This window comes from Inmirania thermothiophila, assembly GCF_003751635.1.
Classification (GTDB): Bacteria; Pseudomonadota; Gammaproteobacteria; order DSM-100275; family DSM-100275; genus Inmirania; species Inmirania thermothiophila.
Window position 1 is genome coordinate 519578 of record NZ_RJVI01000001.1, and the last position, 17248, is coordinate 536825.

At 75.9% G+C, this 17248-nt stretch carries 17 protein-coding genes; 9 read left to right on the top strand and 8 right to left on the bottom strand.

What is annotated here, in order from left to right:
- Positions 1-3: 3 nt before the first annotated feature.
- Genes EDC57_RS02495 through EDC57_RS02505 form a run of 3 tightly spaced genes read right to left on the bottom strand, consistent with a single transcriptional unit; the run spans position 4 to position 3019 of the window.
- On the bottom strand, positions 4-1200 hold the full coding sequence (locus EDC57_RS02495; RefSeq protein ID WP_123399927.1) for an ABC transporter permease: 1197 nt from the start codon (positions 1198-1200) through the stop codon (positions 4-6).
- Positions 1197-1871 carry an ABC transporter ATP-binding protein gene (locus EDC57_RS02500; RefSeq protein WP_123399929.1) on the bottom strand — a complete coding sequence of 225 codons (675 nt, stop codon included), beginning with the start codon at positions 1869-1871 and terminating at the stop codon, positions 1197-1199. Before EDC57_RS02500 ends, EDC57_RS02495 begins: the two co-directional genes overlap by 4 nt.
- Positions 1868-3019 carry an efflux RND transporter periplasmic adaptor subunit gene (locus tag EDC57_RS02505; protein ID WP_123399931.1) on the bottom strand — a complete coding sequence of 384 codons (1152 nt, stop codon included), beginning with the start codon at positions 3017-3019 and terminating at the stop codon, positions 1868-1870. The genes EDC57_RS02500 and EDC57_RS02505 overlap by 4 nt, the downstream gene beginning before the upstream one ends.
- A 93-nt stretch (positions 3020-3112) precedes the next feature.
- Here EDC57_RS02505 and moaB point away from each other — a divergent pair, with 93 nt between their 5' ends.
- From moaB to EDC57_RS02525, 4 genes are all read left to right on the top strand, one after another.
- On the top strand, positions 3113-3637 hold the full coding sequence (gene moaB / locus EDC57_RS02510; RefSeq protein WP_123399933.1) for a molybdenum cofactor biosynthesis protein B: 525 nt from the start codon (positions 3113-3115) through the stop codon (positions 3635-3637).
- A gap of 55 nt (positions 3638-3692) precedes the next feature.
- Positions 3693-4814, top strand: coding sequence for a DUF3179 domain-containing protein (locus EDC57_RS02515; protein ID WP_123399935.1), 1122 nt, complete (start codon positions 3693-3695; stop codon positions 4812-4814).
- Between the two features lie 67 nt (positions 4815-4881).
- A complete protein-coding gene (locus EDC57_RS02520; RefSeq protein WP_123399937.1) occupies positions 4882-5682 on the top strand; it encodes a hypothetical protein in 801 nt (266 codons plus the stop codon).
- Positions 5683-5690: 8 nt separating this feature from the next.
- Positions 5691-6152, top strand: a complete 462-nt coding sequence (locus tag EDC57_RS02525) for a tellurite resistance TerB family protein (RefSeq protein ID WP_123400888.1) — start codon at positions 5691-5693, stop codon at positions 6150-6152.
- Between the two features lie 30 nt (positions 6153-6182).
- Here EDC57_RS02525 and EDC57_RS02530 read toward each other — a convergent pair whose 3' ends face one another.
- Both EDC57_RS02530 and EDC57_RS02535 read right to left on the bottom strand, forming a co-directional pair.
- A complete protein-coding gene (locus EDC57_RS02530; protein WP_123399939.1) occupies positions 6183-6620 on the bottom strand; it encodes an HU family DNA-binding protein in 438 nt (145 codons plus the stop codon).
- 97 nt (positions 6621-6717) lie between these two features.
- A complete protein-coding gene (locus EDC57_RS02535) occupies positions 6718-8244 on the bottom strand; it encodes a gamma-glutamyltransferase (protein ID WP_123399941.1) in 1527 nt (508 codons plus the stop codon).
- A 113-nt stretch (positions 8245-8357) separates the two neighbouring features.
- Here EDC57_RS02535 and EDC57_RS02540 point away from each other — a divergent pair, with 113 nt between their 5' ends.
- From EDC57_RS02540 to EDC57_RS02560, 5 genes are read left to right on the top strand one after another with little or no spacing between them, the layout of a single operon-like run.
- The gene (locus EDC57_RS02540) at positions 8358-11480 is read left to right on the top strand and encodes an SUMF1/EgtB/PvdO family nonheme iron enzyme (RefSeq protein WP_170165012.1); all 3123 of its coding nucleotides are present in this window, start codon (positions 8358-8360) and stop codon (positions 11478-11480) included.
- 1 nt (position 11481) lies between these two features.
- Positions 11482-12354 (top strand): PfkB family carbohydrate kinase, encoded by an 873-nt coding sequence (locus tag EDC57_RS02545; protein WP_123399945.1) that lies wholly within the window; start codon positions 11482-11484, stop codon positions 12352-12354.
- A 9-nt stretch (positions 12355-12363) separates the two neighbouring features.
- Entirely contained in the window at positions 12364-13131 is a 768-nt protein-coding gene (locus EDC57_RS02550) for an ABC transporter ATP-binding protein (protein WP_123399947.1), read from the top strand.
- Positions 13128-13928, top strand: a complete 801-nt coding sequence (locus EDC57_RS02555; protein ID WP_245995106.1) for an ABC transporter permease — start codon at positions 13128-13130, stop codon at positions 13926-13928. The genes EDC57_RS02550 and EDC57_RS02555 overlap by 4 nt, the downstream gene beginning before the upstream one ends.
- Before the next feature lie 35 nt (positions 13929-13963).
- The gene (locus EDC57_RS02560; RefSeq protein ID WP_123399949.1) at positions 13964-14485 is read left to right on the top strand and encodes a tetratricopeptide repeat protein; all 522 of its coding nucleotides are present in this window, start codon (positions 13964-13966) and stop codon (positions 14483-14485) included.
- Here EDC57_RS02560 and nfi read toward each other — a convergent pair.
- The 3 genes from nfi to EDC57_RS02575 all read right to left on the bottom strand — a co-directional run bounded on the left by nfi (position 14448) and on the right by EDC57_RS02575 (position 17223).
- Positions 14448-15170 carry a deoxyribonuclease V gene (nfi, locus tag EDC57_RS02565; RefSeq protein WP_281272246.1) on the bottom strand — a complete coding sequence of 241 codons (723 nt, stop codon included), beginning with the start codon at positions 15168-15170 and terminating at the stop codon, positions 14448-14450. The two genes, EDC57_RS02560 and nfi, sit on opposite strands and share 38 nt — an antisense overlap.
- A 17-nt stretch (positions 15171-15187) precedes the next feature.
- Complete coding sequence (locus tag EDC57_RS02570; RefSeq protein ID WP_123399951.1) at positions 15188-16240, bottom strand: NADP(H)-dependent aldo-keto reductase; 1053 nt, start codon at positions 16238-16240, stop codon at positions 15188-15190.
- Positions 16241-16344: 104 nt separating this feature from the next.
- The gene (locus EDC57_RS02575) at positions 16345-17223 is read right to left on the bottom strand and encodes a phosphoribulokinase (RefSeq protein WP_123399953.1); all 879 of its coding nucleotides are present in this window, start codon (positions 17221-17223) and stop codon (positions 16345-16347) included.
- Between the last annotated feature and the right edge of the window lie 25 nt (positions 17224-17248).

The window sequence follows — 17248 nt, forward strand, 5'->3', positions numbered from 1 at the left end:
CGCTCAGCGCCCCGCCAGCGCCGCCACCGGGTCGAGGCGGGCGGCGCGCCGCGCCGGCAGCAGCCCGAGGCCGGCCCCGGCGGCGAGGGCGGTGGCCGGGCCCGCCACGGCCGCCCACGCCGGCACCGCCAGCGGCAGCGACGGCAGCAGCCGCGCCAGCACCCAGCCGCCCAGGTGGCCGAGGGCGAGGCCGGCGAGGGCGCCGGCGAGGCTGAGCAGCGCGGCCTCGGCGAGAAACAGGGCGAGCACCGTGCGCCGCCGCGCCCCCAGGGCGAGCAGGAGGCCGATCTCGGCACGGCGCTGGGCCACCGCCACCAGCATCACGTTCATGGTGAGGATGCCGGCGACGAGCAGGCTCACGGCGGCGATGGCGGCGACCACCCGGGTGAGGAGGGCGAGGATGCGGTCGAAGGTGGCCACCACGGCGTCCTGGGTGATCACGGTGACGTCCAGGGTGCCGTGGCGGCGCCCGATCAGGCCCTCGATGGCCCGGCGCGCCGGCGCCAGGGCGGCGCGGTCGCGGGCCTCGGCGAGGATGCGGAAGAGCCCGCTGCGATCGAAGAGCGCCTGCGCATAGGCCACCGGCACCAGCACCACCTCGTCGAAGTCGAGGCCGAGGCTCCGCCCCTCCGGCGCGAGGATGCCGATCACCCGGCAGCGGCGCTCACCGAGGCGCAGCCAGCGCCCCACCGCGCGCGTGCCGGGATAGAGCTCGCGCGCCAGCGTCGCGCCGAGGACGCACACCGGGCGTGCCGCCGTGCCGGGGGGAAGGAAGCGCCCGGCGGCGAGGCGCAGGCGCCGGATCGGCCGCATCTCGGCGGTGGTGCCCACCACCGTGGCCTCGCGCTCGCGCCCGCCCGCCGCCGCCGGGGCCGAGCCCACCACCACCGGCGCCACCCGCCGCACCGGCGGCAGCCGCGCCACCGCGGCGGCGTCGGCGAGGGTGAGCTCGCGCGGGGTCTCGGCGATGAGCGGCGGCGGCCCGCCCACGGTCTCGCTGCGCCCGGGCAGGACCACCACCAGGTGGGTGCCGAGCGCGGTGAAGCGATCCACCACGAAGCGGCGGGTCCCCTCGCCGAGGGCGGCGAGGAGCACCACCGCCGCGACCCCGACGGCGGTGGCGGCGAGGGTGAGGAGGCTGCGGCGGCGGTGGCCGCGCAGGGCGGCGGCGGCCCAGGCGAGGACGTCCGCCGCCCTCACCGCCGGCGGTCCTCCACGATGCGCCCGTCCTCGAGCCGGATCAGGCGCGGGGCGCGCCCGCCGATGGCGGGGTCGTGGGTGACCACCACGAGGGTGAGGCCCTCGCCGTGGAGCCGCTCGAGCAGCGCCAGGACCTCGCGCCCGGTGGCGCGGTCGAGGTTGCCGGTGGGCTCGTCGGCGAGCAGCAGCGCCGGGCGCAGGATGGTGGCGCGGGCGATGGCGACGCGCTGGCGCTGCCCGCCCGAGAGCTCGTCCGGGCGGTGGGCGGCGCGGTGGGCGAGGCCGACGCCGGCGAGCGCCTCGGCCACGCGCCGGCGCCGCGCCGCCGGTGCGACGCCGGCCAGCACCAGGGGCAGGGCGACGTTGTCGGCGGCGCTCAGCCGCGGCACCAGGTGGAAGAACTGGAAGACGAAGCCGATGCGGCGCAGGCGCAGGGCGGCGCGGGCGTCGTCGTCGAGGCCGCCGACGTCGGCCCCGTCGAGGAGGTAGCGGCCGGCACTCGGGCGATCCAGCAGGCCCAGGATGTGCAGCAGCGTCGACTTGCCCGAGCCCGACGGCCCCATGATGGCGACGTATTCGCCGGCCTCGACGGCGAGGTCGACCCCGCGCAGGGCGTGCACCGGCTCGCCGCCGACCCGGAAGGTGCGGCTCACGCCCTCGAGGCGGATCATCGCGGCCCGCGCGGGCGCACGGCGACGCCGTCGCCGAGCCCCTCCTGGCCGGGCCGGTGGACGATGCGCTCGCCCTCGCGCAGACCCTCCAGCACCTCCACCCAGGCCCAGTTGCCGAGGCCGATGCGCACCTCGCGCGCGCGCAGGACGCCCGCGGCCTCGTCGAAGACCAGCACCCGTCGCCCCTCGAGCACCGCCTCGGCGGGGATGCGCAGCACCCCTTCGCGGCGGGCGCGCACGATCTCCACGTCGGCGCTGTAGCCGGGCAGCAGCCCCGTCCGGTCCTCCAGCGCCACCTCCACCTCCACCGTGCGGGCCTGCCGTTCGCGGTCGAGGACGTAGGGGGCGATGCGACGCACGCGCCCCGGGATGGTCCGTCCCGGGAAGGCGTCGAGGGTCACCCGCACCGGCATGTCCAGGGCGACCCCGGCCGCATCCACCTCGTCGATGGGGGCGCTGACGTAGAGGTCGCCGTCGTCGATGAGGTCCACCGCCGGCGGGGTCGGCACCCCCGGCGGCGACGGGGTGACGTACTCGCCGAGCGCGGCGTTGATCTCGGCCACGACACCGGCGAAGGGGGCGCGCAGCCGGGTCCGCTCGAGCTCGGCCTCGGCCACCGCGATGCGCGCCTCGGCGACGCGGGCGCCGGCCTCGGCGGCGCGGCAGGCGGCCTCGGCGGCACGGGCCTCGCCCGCGGCCCGTTCCGCCACCTCCTCGGCGACGAGCCCCTGCGCGTGCAGGCGCAGCTGGCGGTCGGCCTCGCGGCGGGCGGTGGCGGCGCGGCTGCAGGCCTCCTCGGCGCGGGCGCGGGCGGCCTCGGCCTCGCGGCGGGCGAGGGCGAGGCGGGCGGCGAGATCGTCGTTGCGCAGCTCGAGGAGCAGCGCGCCGGCCGCCACCCGCTCGCCCTCGCGCACGAGGAGCCGCGCCACCTGCCCGCCCACGGGCGGGGCGAGGCGCGCGCGGCGCACCGCCTCCACGGTGCCGGCGCGGGTGTTGGCCACCGTCGCCTCCACCACGCCGCGGCCGACGCGCACCAGCTCCACCGCGGGCGGCACCGGCCGCGCCTGCCACCACAGCGCCGCCGCCGCCCCGGCGAGGAGCAGCAGCGCGAGGAGGCGGCGCGGGGCATGCGACCCGGTCCCTTCCATGCGGGCTTCTCCCTCGTCGGACCGGGGCATGATAGCCTGCCGTCCGCGCGCTACCATCACGGCCTCGCCAGGGCCTCGTCGCGGAGGGCAGCCATGAGCGGACAGGACCGCGCCTTCGTTCCCGTGCGCATCGCCGTGCTCACGGTCTCGGACACCCGCACCGAGGAGACCGACACCTCCGGCCGCACCCTCGTGGAGCGGCTGCAGGCGGCGGGCCACCTCCTCGCCGAGCGGCGCATCGTCCCGGACGACATCTACCGCATCCGCGCCGTGGTGGCGGCCTGGATCGCCGACCCGGAGGTGGACGCGGTGATCACCACCGGCGGCACTGGGGTCACCGGCCGCGACGGCACGCCGGAGGCGGTGGCGCCGCTGCTGGACAAGACCCTGGAGGGCTTCGGCGAGCTCTTCCGCGCCGTCTCCCTGCAGGAGATCGGCACCGCCGCGCTGCAGTCGCGCTGCCTCGCCGGGGTCGCCAACGGCACCTGGGTCTTCTGCCTGCCGGGCTCGTCCGGGGCCTGCCGCACCGCCTGGGACCGCATCCTGCGCGAGCAGCTCGACGCGCGCACGCGGCCGTGCAACTTCGTCGAGCTGATGCCGCGGCTGCGCGAGCGGTAAGACCCGGGGCGCGCGGGCGGTCTTCCTCGGGAGACCCCTGCCGGGAGGCGCGTCCATGCGCCGGATCCTCTGCACCCTGCTGCTGCCGCTGCTCGCCGCCGCGGCGCCGCCTGCTGGCGCCCTCGAGGCCGATCCCGCCCTCATCGCCGCCTGGCCGCGCACCGACTTCGCGCGCCGCCGCATCGACCTCGGCGAGATCCTGCCGGGCGGGCCGCCCAAGGACGGGATCCCGGCCATCGACCGGCCGCGCTTCGAGGCCGTGGCCGAGGCCGCCTCCTGGCTCGAGCGCGAGGAGCCGGTGATCGCCCTCGTGATCGGGGGCGAGGCGCGGGCCTATCCGCTGCAGGTCCTCATCTGGCACGAGATCGTCAACGACACCGTCGCCGGCGTCCCCGTGGCGGTGACCTTCTGCCCCCTGTGCAACGCCTCCATCGTCTTCGACCGCCGCGTCGGGGGGGAGGTGCTGGACTTCGGCACCACGGGGCTGCTGCGGCGCAGCGACCTGGTCATGTACGACCGCCAGAGCGAGAGCTGGTGGCAGCAGCTCACCGGCGAGGCCATCGTGGGCCGCTACACCGGCGCCGTGCTGCGCCAGCTCCCGTCCGCCGTGGTGGCCTTCGCCGACTTCGCCGCCGCCCACCCCCGGGGGCGGGTGCTGTCGCGGCGCACCGGCTTCCGCCGCCCCTACGGCCGCAACCCCTACCGCGGCTACGACCGCATCGGCAACCAGCCGTTCCTGCTGCGCGACCCGGCCGATCCGCGCCTGCCGGCGATGGAGCGGGTGCTCGCGGTCAGCCTCGGCGGCGTGCACCGCCTCTACCCGGAGCGGGTCCTGCGCGAGCGGGCCGTGATCGAGGACGAGGTGGGCGGCGAGCCGGTGGTGATCTTCGCCGGGCGCAGCGCGCGCTCGGCCCTCGACGCCGAGGCGATCGCCCGCGCCCGGGCGGTGCCGGTGGCGGCGGCGTATTCCGCCCGCCTCGGCGGGCGGCGGCTGCACTTCGAGGCCGTCGGCCCCGGGCGCTACCGCGACCGCGAGACCACAAGCCTCTGGGACCTCTTCGGCCGCGCCGTCGCAGGGCCGCTGGCGGGACGGCGCCTTGCGCCGGCGCCGGGCGGCGTGCACTTCGCCTTCGCCTGGCTCGCCTTCTACCCCGAGAGCGAGATCTACGGCCGCTGAGGGGCGCCGCGGCCCGGGGCTGTGGCAGAATGGCCCGGCCAGGGCAGAGGCAACCGGGGGAGGCGCGATGAGGCGGTTTCTCGTCATCGGGGCGACGGGCGTGGCCGGGGGGGCCGCGATCCGCGCGGTGCGGCGGTTCTTCGGCGAGGAGGCCGAGGTCACGGGGGTCTGGTACGGCCGGCCGGGCAGCGTCGAGGCGGTGGAGGGCGTCGACCGGCTGGTCTTCGGCGACGCCGCCGAGCCGCAGACCCTGGAGGCGGTGGCCCGCGAGGCCGGCGAGCGCTTCGACTGGTGCTTCTTCGCCACCGCGATGGGCGAGGTGGGGTTCCCGATCCGGGAGGCGACCCCGGAGCAGATCGCGCAGTCCAACCGGCTCTCCTTCGATCCGCTGCCGCGCATCGAGCAGCGCTTCGAGGTGGGCACCCTGGTCGCCTACTCGACCTTCTTCACCCTGCGCCACCAGCGCATCACCTACGGCGCCATGGGCCACTCCAAGCACGCCATCGAGCAGTGGGCGGTCCAGCCCGGGCGGAGCCGTCACCTGGTGATCCGCGCCGGCGCCTTCCGCTCGGCCTCGAGCCAGGCCATCAAGCTGCTGGTGCGGCGCCGCGCAAGGCAGCTCGCGCAGGCGGAGGATCCGCTGCTGCGCAGCTACTTCGAGGGGACGAGCCCGGCCGAGGCGGTGGAGCGGCTGGAGCGGGCGGTGCTCGAGGAGGAGCGGGCCACCTACGGCGACACCGGCACCGACGCCGCCGCCCTCGAGGCGGCGCACGTGCACCTCTTCAACGGCGTGCACGGACCTTTCGTCAACGTCTGCGGCCGCCGCATCTGGGAGAGCGCCGAGCCGCAGCCCCTGCCCACGGAGTGAGGGCGGCGGTGCTCTCGCGCCTGCGGCGCATCTTCGTCCCGGAGGAGGCCGCGGCCGAGGGGCTCGATGCCGAGCGGCGGCTGCGTCTTGCCGCCGCCGTGCTGCTTGCCGAGACGGCGCGGGCCGACCTCGACATCGCCGAGGCGGAGCGGCGGGCGCTCGCCGCCCTGGTGGCACGCACCTTCGGGCTCGACGCCGGCGAGGCCGCGGCCCTGGTGGAGGAGGCCGTGGCCGCGGCGGAGAGTGCGGTCTCGCTCTACGAGCACACCGCCCTGGTGAACGCGCACTGGAGCCCGCAGGAGCGGGCGCGCCTGATCGGCCTCATGTGGCGGGTGGCCTACGCCGACGGGCGCATCGACCGCTACGAGGAGCACATCATCCGCCGCGTCGCCGAGCTGCTGCACGTGCCCCACGCGGCCTTCATCCAGGCCAAGCTGGAGGCAGCGGGGGAGGGGCCCGCAGGCGGCTGAGGGCGGCGGCTCCGCGGCCGCCGCCCCGGCTCACTTCTTTGCGAGCGCGTCCTTCAGCGCCTTGAGGGCGGTGAGGCGGATCACGTTCTGGGCCGGCCTCGCGGGGATCTGGATCGGCTCGCCGGTGCGCGGGTTGCGCCCCGTGCGCGCCTTGGTCGCCGGCCGGCGCACGCGGCGGATGCGCACGCCCGTCTCGGGGATGGTGAACTCGCCCGAGCCGCGCGGCTTCATGTGGCGGTGGATGAGGCTGGCCAGGCTCTCGAACACGGCGCCCACCTGCGCGCGGGTCAGGCCCGTCTCCTCGGCGATGGCCGCGATCACCTGGGCCTTGGTCTGCTTCTCGGCGATGGCGCCGGTGGCGGGCTTGCGGGGGGCGGCCTTCGCGGCGGCGGCTCGGGTCCGGCGGAGCGCAGGGGTCTTCTTCGTGCTCGCGGCGCTGCGGGTGGTCGTCTTCTTCTTCGCGGCCATGGGCTGCTCCCTTGGTGGTGTCGTGGGCTCTGCACGGAGCCTGCTGCGATGCGGCTCACGTTTTTTTGGCGCTAAACATAGCACATTGCAGGGCGGGTCAACGGCGTCTGCGCGCGCGCACGATGCGGCCCACGCCGCCGCGGCGGGGATCGCCGTGGGCGGCGAGGCGGCCGCGGTCGCAAAGGACCGCGTGCACTCCGCCGAAGAAGAGGTTGCGCTCGGCCCACAGGCGCAGCGCCCCGGCGCCCTCGAGGGCCGCCACGGCCTCCGGGTCGTAGCCCGCCTCGAGGTCGATGCGGCCGCCCTCGCAGTGCATGCGCGGGGCGTCCACGGCCGCCGCGAGGGACATCCGATGGTCGACCAGGTTGACCGCGAACTGCAGAAGCGCCGAGCGGATCCGGTTCGAGCCGCCGGAGCCGAAGGCGACGACGGTCCCGTCTCGGGCGAGCAGGCTCGGCGCCATCATCGAGCCCATGCGCCGGTCGGTGGGCCAGCGGTGGAAGCCGCCGGGGTTGAGATCCTCCTCGCCCAGCATGTTGTTGAGCATGATCCCGGTGCCCGGCACCACGTGGCCGCAGCCCTCGCCGTTGGTGACGGTGAGGGCGGCGAGGTTGCCCTCGGCGTCGGCGATGCTCACGTGGGTGGTGCCCCGCCGGGCCTGGGGTGCGGCGAGGGCGTCGGCGAGCAGGGCCTCGGCGTCGGCGCCGTGACGCCGCCGCCGGGCGTCGGCGGCGGCCAGCGCCGCCTGCAGACGCAGGGCCTCGGCGCGGCTGCCGAAGGGCGCGGGCGGGGTGCGCGCAAGATGCGCCAAGGCGCCGGCGACGAGGGCGCCGCCGCAGGATGGCGGCGGGTTGGTGTGGAGGCGGGCGTCGCGGTAGGCGAGCGTGAGGGGTGTGCGGCGCACGACGCGGTAGGCGGCGAGGTCCTCGGCCTGCAGATGGCCGCCGGCCTCGGCCGAGAGCGCGGCGATGCGGCGGGCGATCTCGCCGCGGTAGAACAGCCCCTCGCCCTCGCGCACCAGCGCCTCCAGGGTGTCGGCGAGCGCCGGCATGCGCAGCAGCTCGCCGCGGCGGGGAAGGCGCGGCGGCTGCGCCCGCGGATGGGCGAAGACCGCGCGCGCACCCGGCGTGGCCAGATAGATTACGCCGACGATGTCGAAGACGTAGGCCTGGAAGGCGTTCAGGCGCACGCCGCGGCGCGCCAGTGCGAGGGCGGGCTCGGCCAGCCTCGCCAGCGGCAGGCGCGCGAGATCGCGGTGGATGGCGAACAGCCCCGCCACCGTGCCCGGGGTGGCGGCGGCGCCGAGGCCGATGTGGAACTCCTGGGTGGTGGTGCCGAAGTCGGCGACGATGGGATGGAAGTCCACCTCGTGCGCGGGGCGCCGGCGCCGCGGGGTGTGGACGAAGAAGTCGTAGAGCACGGGCGGGCGGCGCGCCGGGGCGGCGAGAAGATAGCCGCCGCCGCCGAGGGAGGCGAGCACCGGTTCGGCCACGCAGGCGGCCAGGTGCGCCGCGATCGCGGCGTCGAAGGCGTTGCCGCCGGCGCGCAGCGCCTCGACGGCGGCCTCGGCTGTGGCCGGGTGGCCGGCGGCGACGGCACCCAGCGGCGGGCGGCGTGGCGGCATCGCGGGTGCGTCCCCCGGGGGCATGCCCTACAATCGGCCTCGATTGTAGGGGACGGCGGCGGCGGGTGCGACGGATGAGCGGCCGGGCGTCCCCTTCCCCCGGGAGCAGGAGCGTGGCCGGAGAGTCCCGGATCGACGAGCGGCTGCTGGGCGAGCTGGTGCCGGTGAACGGCCTTTCGGCGGGCAGCCGCCGCCAGCTCGCGGAGAAGGCCGAGCTCCTCGCGCTCGCCCCGGGCGACGTCCTCTTCCGCCGCGGCGAGCGCGACGGCCGCACCCTCTACCTCCTCGAGGGCGAGATCGAGCTCACCGACGGCCGCGGCGGCCGGGTGCAGGTGCGCGCGGGCACCGCCACCGCCCGCCACCCCCTCGCCCAGCATCAGCCGCGCCAGGTCACCGCCACCGCCCGCACGCCGGCGCGGGTGCTGGCGGTGGAGACGGCGCTGCTGGACATGCTCCTCACCTGGGATCAGTCGCCCGACCACCAGTACGAGGTGGAGGAGATCGCCGAGGACGACGGCGACTGGATGACGCGGATGCTGCAGAACCGCGTCTTCCTCAAGCTGCCGCCGGCCAACATCCAGCAGATCATCATGCGCATGGAGGACGTGCGCGTGCGCGCCGGCGACGTGGTGGTCCGCCAGGGGGAGGAGGGCGACTACTACTACTACATCCGCAAGGGGCGGGCGGTGGTCCTGCGCAGGCCCTCGCCCGGCGCCCCCGAGGTGCGCCTGGCCGAGCTCGGCGAGGGCGACGGCTTCGGCGAGGAGGCGCTCGTCGCCGACGAGCGGCGCAACGCCACCGTGCGCATGCTCACCGACGGCCACCTCATGCGCCTGGCCAAGAAGGACTTCGTCCAGCTCATCCGCGATCCGCTGCAGAACGCGGTGGACTACTACAAGGGCGAGTCCATCGTCGCCTCCGGCGGGGCGTGGCTCGACGTGCGCCTGCCCGACGAGCACGCCAACGCCCACATCGCGGGCAGCATCAACATCCCCCTCCCGGCGCTGCGGCTGCAGCTCTCGAGGCTCCAGCGCGGGCGCCCGTACGTGATCTACTGCGACACCGGCCGCCGCAGTGCGGTGGCCGCCTTCATCCTCAGCGAGAAGGGCTACGAGGCCCATGTCCTCGCCGGCGGCCTCCAGGCCCTGCCACCGGAGGTGTTCCTGAGCAGCGCCCGTCCGCACGAGGAAGGGCCGGTGGTCAAGCCGCAGGCCGCGGCCGCGCCGCGGGCGGCGGACGAGGCGGCGGAGGCGTTGCGGCGGCGGGCCGAGGAGGAGGCCGGGCGGGTGCTCGCCGAGGCCCGGCGGGCGGCCGAGGAGGAGGCGCGCCGGCTCCTCGAGGAGGCGCGCCGGGCGATGGAGGAGGTGCGGGCCGAGCAGGCCCGCGCGAGGGCGGAGGCCGAGCGGCTCGCGCAGCTCAAGGAGACCCTCGAGGGGGAGCGGCGCGCCCTCGAGGAAGCGGCCGCCGCGCACACGGCCGCGCGCGACGCCGCGCTGACCGAGGCGCGGGCGGAGGCCGAGCGGCTGCGCCGGCGCCACGACGAGATGGAGGCCGCCTGGGTGGCCTCGCAGCAGGAGGTGGCCCGCCTCGAGGAGGAGCTGGCGCGGCTGCGGGAGGCGCGGGCGCAGGCCGCCTCCGACATGGACCGCGCGCGGCGCGAGGCGGACGAGGCGCGCCGCGGGCAGGAGGAGGCCGCGGCGGCGCTGCGCCGGCGCGCCGACGAGGCGGAGGCGGCGCGGCGCGAGCTCGAGGCGCTGCGGGAGCGGCTCGAGGCCGTCGAGGCCGAGCGCGAGCGTCTCGCGGCCGAGGCCGGGGAGCTTCGGTCGGCGACCGAGCTGGAGGAGGCGCTGCGGGAGGCGGAGGCCGCGCGCGCGCGGGCCGAGCAGCGCGCCGCCGAGCTGGAGCGCTCGCTCGACGAGCAGCAGGCCGAGGTGCGGCGGCTCGCCGCCGAGCTCGCCGCCGCCACCGACCGCATCCACGAGCTGGAGGTGGAGAAGGAGGAGCTCTGGCGGGCGCGCAAGGAGGCCGAGCAGGAGGTGGCGCAGGCCCGGCGTGAGGCGGTGGAGGTGATCCAGCGCGCCCACCAGGAGGCCGAGGCCCTCAAGCGCGAGCTCAAGGCCGCGCGCAGCGAGGCCGAGGAGGAGATCCGCCGCCGCCTGGAGGCGGAGACCAGCCGGCTGCAGGCGCAGCTGCGCTCGCAGGTCCGCGCCGCCGAGCGCCGAGGGGCCGCGGCGGCCCGCACACCCGGACGCCGCAGGGTGGCGGCGGCGCTGGCGGTGGCGGTGACGGCGGCGGTGGCGGCGGCGGTGGCGGCGGGTGCCCTGTGGGCCTGGCGCGCGGGGCTCGTGCGCCTGCCGGATGCGGCCGACGTGGCGGCACCGCCGGCGCCGCCGGCGGAGGAGCCGGGCCGCGCCGGCCCGCAGCCTGCGCCGGAGCCGCGGCCGGCGGCCCGGGCGGCGCCGGCCCCGCCGCGGAGCGCTCCGCCGGCCGAGGCGCGGGCACGCCCCGGCCGGCGTTTCCGCGACCCGCTGCGCAACGGCGGGCTCGGGCCCGAGATGGTGGAGATCCCCGGCGGCCGCTTCGTCATGGGCAGCGGCGAGGACGAGCCCTACCTCAACGAGCGCCCGGCGCACGAGGTGCGCCTGGCCGCCTTCGCCGTCGGCCGCACCGAGGTCACCTTCGAGGACTACGACCGCTTCGCCCAGGCCACGGGGCGGCCGCTGCCGGACGACGAGGGCTGGGGCCGCGGGCGTCAGCCCGTGATCAACGTCTCGTGGGAGGATGCCGCGGCCTATGCGGCGTGGCTCTCGCAGGAGACCGGCCACGTCTACCGCCTGCCCAGCGAGGCGCAGTGGGAGTATGCGGCCCGCGCCGGCACCGGCGGCATCTACTGGTGGGGCAGCTTCATCGGGGTCGGCAACGCCAACTGCTTCAACTGCGGCAATCCCTTCGACGGCGCCCGCCCGGTGGCGGTGGGAAGCTTCCCGGCCAACCCCTTCGGCCTGCACGACACCGCCGGGAATGTGGCCGAGTGGGTGCAGGACTGCTATCACCCGAGCTACGAGGGGGCGCCTGCGGACGGGCGGCCCTGGGAGGAGCCGGGGTGCGCGGAGCGGGTCGTGCGCGGGGGCTCCTTCACCAGCGCCGCCAAGAACCTGCGCGTGACCGTGCGCGAGCGCTTCGCGCCCGACGTGCGGGCGGAGAACATCGGCTTCCGGCTCGTGCGCCTGCGCTGAGATGGCGCGCGGGCCGATCCTCGTCGTGGGCAACGTGGTGGTGGACCTCGTCCTCGAGGTGGCGCCGCTGCCGCGCCCGGACGAGGAGGTGCGGGCGGATGGGGCCTGGCTCGACGTGGGCGGCAACGGCGCCAACGTCGCCCGCGTCCTCGCCGCCCTCGGCCGCGAGGTGGCGCTGGCGGCGGTGCTGCCGGGGCCGCCCTGGGAGGGGCTGGTGCGCGGGGCGCTGGCCGGGGTGGAGCTCGCGCACGCGCTGGCGGCACCCGGTCAGGCGCTGTCGGCGGTGCTCCTCGACCGCGGCGCCGGTACCCGCACCATCGTCCACCACCGCGCCCTGCCCGAATACCCCGCCGAGGCCCTCGCCGCGCTGGCCGGCCCCCGGTGGGGGTGGGCCCACATCGAGGCCCGCGACGGCCGCATCCAGGCGGGCCTTGTGGCGGGGCTGCGCGAGGCCGGGGTGGCGGTCTCGGTGGAGGTGGAGAAGGAGCGGCCGGGGCTCGAGGCGCTGCTCGCCGAGGCGGCGGTGGCGGTCTTCTCGCGCCCCTTCGCGGAGGGCCGCGGCGCGCGCGGGCCGGAGGATGCCGCGGCCCGCCTCGCGGGGCTCGCCCCGGGCGCGGTGGTGGTGGCGACCTGGGGGGCGGAGGGCTGCGCGGTGCGGCTCGCCGACGGCCGCGTGGTGCGGGTGGCGGGGGAGCCGGTGGCGGGTCCCGCCGACACCCTCGGCGCCGGCGACGTCTTCCAGGCCGGGCTCGTGGCCGCGCTGGCGCGGGGCGCGGACGCGGTGACGGCGGCGCGGGAAGGGGCGGCGCTCGCCGCGCGGCGCTGCCGCACGCGCGGCCTCGGCCGCTTCGTCGCCGCCCTGCGGGCCCGCTAGAATCGTCCCATGCCCGCCTCTGCCTCGCCCCTGCGTGCCGCCGCCATCGAGGTCCGCGGCCTGACCAAGCGCTACGGCGACGTGGTGGCCGTCGACGGGGTCGGCTTCGGCATCGCGCACGGTACGGTGTGCGCGCTGCTCGGCGGCAACGGCGCGGGCAAGACCACGACCCTGGCGATGCTGCTCGGGCTGCTCGAGCCGAGCGCCGGCGAGGTGCGGGTGCTGGGCGCGGACATGCGCCGCGAGCGCCACCGCGTGCTGTCGCGGATGAACTTCTCCTCGCCCTACGTGGACCTGCCCCAGCGGCTGACGGTGCGGGAGAATCTCACCGTCTTCGGCCATCTCTACGGGCTCGCGGACGTGCGCCGCCGCATCGAGGAGCTGGCGGAGCTGTTCGATCTCGGCCCGCTGCTGCATCGGCCCCACGGGACGCTCTCGGCCGGCCAGCGCACGCGGGTGGGGCTGGCCAAGGCGCTGCTGAACCGGCCCGAGGTGCTGCTCCTGGACGAGCCCACGGCCTCGCTCGACCCGGACACGGCGGACCGCCTGCGCGGGCTGCTGCTCCAGTACCGGCGCGAGAGCGGGGCGACGATCCTGCTCGCCTCCCACAACATGCCGGAGGTGGAGCGGCTGTGCGACCAGGTGCTGATGATGCGCGCCGGGAGCATCGTCGACCGCGGCACGCCGCGCGAGCTGCTGGCCCGCTACGGGCGGCGCGACCTCGAGGAGGTCTTCCTCGACATCGCCCGCGGCAGGCGCGCGGAGGCGGTGCCGTGAGGGGGTCGCCGGCGCGCCGGGTGGCCGCCATGGTGCTGCGCTACCTCTACCTCATGCGCCGCTCCTGGCCGCGGCTGCTCGAGCTCGCCTACTGGCCGACGGTGCAGATGGTGCTGTGGGGCTTCATCACCCGCTTCCTGCTCACCAACAGCACCTGGCTGGTGCAGGCGGCGGGGGCGCTGATCGCGGCGGTGCTGCTCTGGGAGGTGCTCTTCCGCGGCCAGCTCGGCGTCTCCCTCGCCTTCATGGAGGAGATGCACTCGCGCAATCTGGGCCACCTCTTCGTCAGCCCCCTGCGCCCGCAGGAGCTGGTGGCGGCCTTCCTCGTCATCAGCCTCGTGCGCACCTTGATCGGCGTCGGCACCGCGGCGCTGCTGGCCATCCCCCTCTACCACTACTCGATCTTCTCCATGGGGCCGGCCCTGGTGGCCTTCTTCGCCTGCCTCCTGGTGATGGGCTGGGCCATCGGCCTGATGGTCTCCGCCCTCGTGCTGCGCTACGGCCTCGGCGCCGAGAGCATGGCCTGGGTGGCCATCTTCGCGGTCGCCCCGGTGAGCGGGATCTACTACCCCGTCTCGGTGCTTCCCGAGTGGCTGCGTCCGGTGGCCTGGGTGCTGCCCTCGAGCCACGTCTTCGAGGGGATGCGTGCGCTGCTGTTCGAGGCCCGCTTCGACGCCGGCCTCATGGGCACGGCGCTCCTCCTCGACGCCCTCTGGCTCGCCCTCGGCGCGGGCCTCTTCCTCGCCGCCTTCCGCGTCGCCCGCCGCGACGGGCTGCTGCTGCGTGTGGGAGAATAGGCGCGGGAGACGTCTCGTTGCACGGGAGAGGATCGATGCAGCGGATGCGTTGCTTGGCGCTCATGCTCGGTCTCGCGGCCGCGGGCGCGGCATGGGCGGGACCCTACGAGGACGGGGTGGCTGCCTTCACGCGCGGCGACTACCAACGCGCCTTCGCCCTCTTCAAGCCGCTGGCCGACGCGGGGGATGCGCGGGCGCAGGTGCGGCTCGGCATCATGTACTTCAACGGCCAGGGGGTGGCGGAGGACGAGGGCGAGGCCCTGCGCTGGTTCCGCAGCGCCGCCGAGGCCGGGGACGCCGACGGCGCCTTCCGGCTGGGCTATCTCTACGCCTACGGCTACGCCGAGCCCGAGGAGGGCACCGCGCAGGAGGCGGCGGCGCGCTGGTATCGGCGGGCGGCCGAGCAGGGCCACGCCGATGCGGCCTTCCAGCTCGGGCTCCTCTATCTCACGGGCAGCGGCATCGACAAGGACCCCGAGGAGGGCATGCGCTGGATCCGCCGCGCCGCCGAGGCCGGCCTCAAGGAGGCGCGGGACTTCGTCGGCGACTACCGGTAGCCGGCGCCCGGGGCGGCGAGGCCAGGCGGTGGGCCTGCCGCGTGGTCTCGGGCAGGCGGTAGCGCGGGGCGCAGCGCAGCACCCAGTCCACCGCGCTGGCGAGCGAGATCCGGTGACCGATGGAGACATAGAGGGGGCGCACGCCGTCGCGCGTGCGGACCACGGCGCCGATCACCTCCTCGCCCTCGGTGAGGGGGACCCAGGCGCCGCGCCGGGGCGGGAGCGGGCCGTGCGTCCCCACGAGGCGCGACTTGGCGACGCCGATCGCGGGCAGGTCCAGGACGAGGCCCAGGTGGCAGGCGAGGCCGAAGCGGCGGGGGTGCGCAAGCCCCTGGCCGTCGCAGAGGACGAGATGCGGCCACTGCCGCAGCGCCGCCATCGCCTCCAGCACCGCGGGTATCTCGCGGAAGGACAGCAGCCCCGGGACGTAGGGGAAGGTGGTGGGCCGGCGCGCGAGCGCCTGATCCACCGGCTCCAGCCCGGGCCAGGACAGCACCGCCACCGCGGCGCGGGTGACGCCACCGGCCGCCTCGAAGCCGACGTCGATGCCGGCGACGAGGCGGATCTCGCCGAGGCGGTCCTCGCGCACCACCCGTGGCGCGAGCGCCCGCTGGATGGCCGCCGCCTCGGCGGGATCGACGTCCCAGTCATGGAGGGGGCGGATGCGCCGGCGCTGCGACGGCACGGGTCCTCGCCGCGGCCTCAGGGGCAGGGGTTGGGGTGGCGGCGGTGGATGGCCTCGATGCCCTCCAGGACCTCGGGGGGCAGGACGAGGTCCTCCGCGCCCAGGTTCTCCTCCAGCTGCGCCAGGGTCGTGGCGCCGATGATGGCGGCGGTGACGAAGGGCCGCGACAGCACGTAGGCGAGGGCCATCTGCGCCGGCGAGAGGCCGTGCTCGCGGGCGAGGGCCACGTAGGCGCGGGTGGCGGCCTCGCCCTCCGGGGTGCTGTAGCGGGTGTAGCGGGCGCGGTCCTCGAACAGGGTCAGGCGCGCCCCCGGCGGACGGGCGCCGTCGAGGTACTTGCCCGTGAGCACGCCGAAGGCGAGCGGCGAGTAGGCGAGCAGACCCACCCCCTCGCGGTGGGCGATCTCCGCGAGCCCCACCTCGAAGCTGCGGTTGAGCAGGCTGTAGGGGTTCTGGATCGAGACGATGCGGGGAAGCCCGAGCCGCTCGGCGGCGCGCAGGTAGCGCATGACGCCCCAGGGGGTCTCGTTGGAGACGCCGACCCAGCGGACCTTGCCGGCGCGGACCAGCTCCTCCAGCGCGGCCAGGGTCTCCTCGATGGGGGTCTCGTCCGCGTCGGGCGCGTGCTCGTAGCCGAGGCGGCCGAAGAAGTTGGTGTGGCGGTCGGGCCAGTGGAGCTGGTAGAGGTCCACGTGGTCGGTGCCCAGGCGGCGCAGGCTGTCGTCGATGGCGCGGTGGATGTGGCTGCGGGTCAGGCGCGGGCTGCCGTCGCGGATCCAGGGCAGCCAGTCGGCCCGGCCGCTGACCTTGGTCGCGAGCACGATGCGCCCGCGCATGCCGGGGCGGCGGTGCAGCCAGCTGCCGATGATGGCCTCGGTGCGGCCCTGGGTCTCGGCCGCCGGCGGGATGGGGTACATCTCGGCGGTGTCGATGAGGTTGACGCCGGCATCCACGGCGCGGTCGAGCTGGGCGTGGGCCTCGGCCTCGCTGTTCTGCTCGCCGAAGGTCATGGTCCCGAGCGCGATGCGCCCGACGCGGATGCCGGTCTCGCCCAGGGGGCGCAGTTCCATCGGGGTCCTCCTCGGCCTTGCGGTGATGCCCGGCGGGCCGTCCGGCCGCCTCGGGGACCCCAGTGTAGCGCAGCCGCCCCCGCTGCCGGGGGCGGCCGCCCGCGTCAGAGCTCGCGCCGGCGCCGCTCCATCATCTCGTGGATGATGGGGGTGAGGATGATCTCCATCGCCAGGCCCATCTTGCCGCCGGGGACGACGATCGTGTTGCGCCGCGACATGAAGGAGTCGTGGAGCATCGCCAGCAGGTACGGGAAGTCGATCCCGAACTTCTTCGGGTCGCGGAAGCGGATCACCACGAAGCTCTCGTCCGGCGTGGGGATGTCGCGGGCGATGAAGGGGTTCGAGGTGTCCACTGTGGGCACGCGCTGGAAGTTGATGTCGGTGCGCGAGAACTGCGGCGTGATGTAGTGCACGTAGTCGTGCATCCGCCGCAGGATGGTGTCGGTGACCGCCTCCGGCGAGTAGCCGCGGCTCTTGCAGTCGCGGTGGATCTTCTGGATCCACTCCAGGTTGACCACCGGGACCACACCGATGAGCAGGTCCACCCACTGCGCGACGTTGACCTCGTCGGTGACCACGCCGCCGTGCAGGCCCTCGTAGAACAGCAGGTCGCTGCCCTCGGGGATGGGCTCCCACGGGGTGAAGGTGCCGGGCGGCTGGCCCCAGGGGGCGGCCTCCTCCTCGTTGTGGAGATAGTAGCGGCGCTGGCCGGTGCCGGTCTCGCTGTACTGGCGGAACAGCTCCTCGAGCTTGTCGAGGATGTTGGCGGCAGGGCCGAAGTGGCTGAACGGGATGCCCTTCCGCTCGGCCTCCTTGACCTTCTCCCGCATCTCGTTGCGGTCGTAGCGGTGGAAGCTGTCGCCCTCGATCACCACCGCGTCGATGCCCTCGCGGTAGAAGATGTGCTCGAAGGCCACCTTGACCGTGCTGGTGCCGGCCCCGGAGGAGCCGGTGACGGCGATGATGGGGTGCTTGACCGACATCGCGCTTTCCTCCCGTCCACCTGGA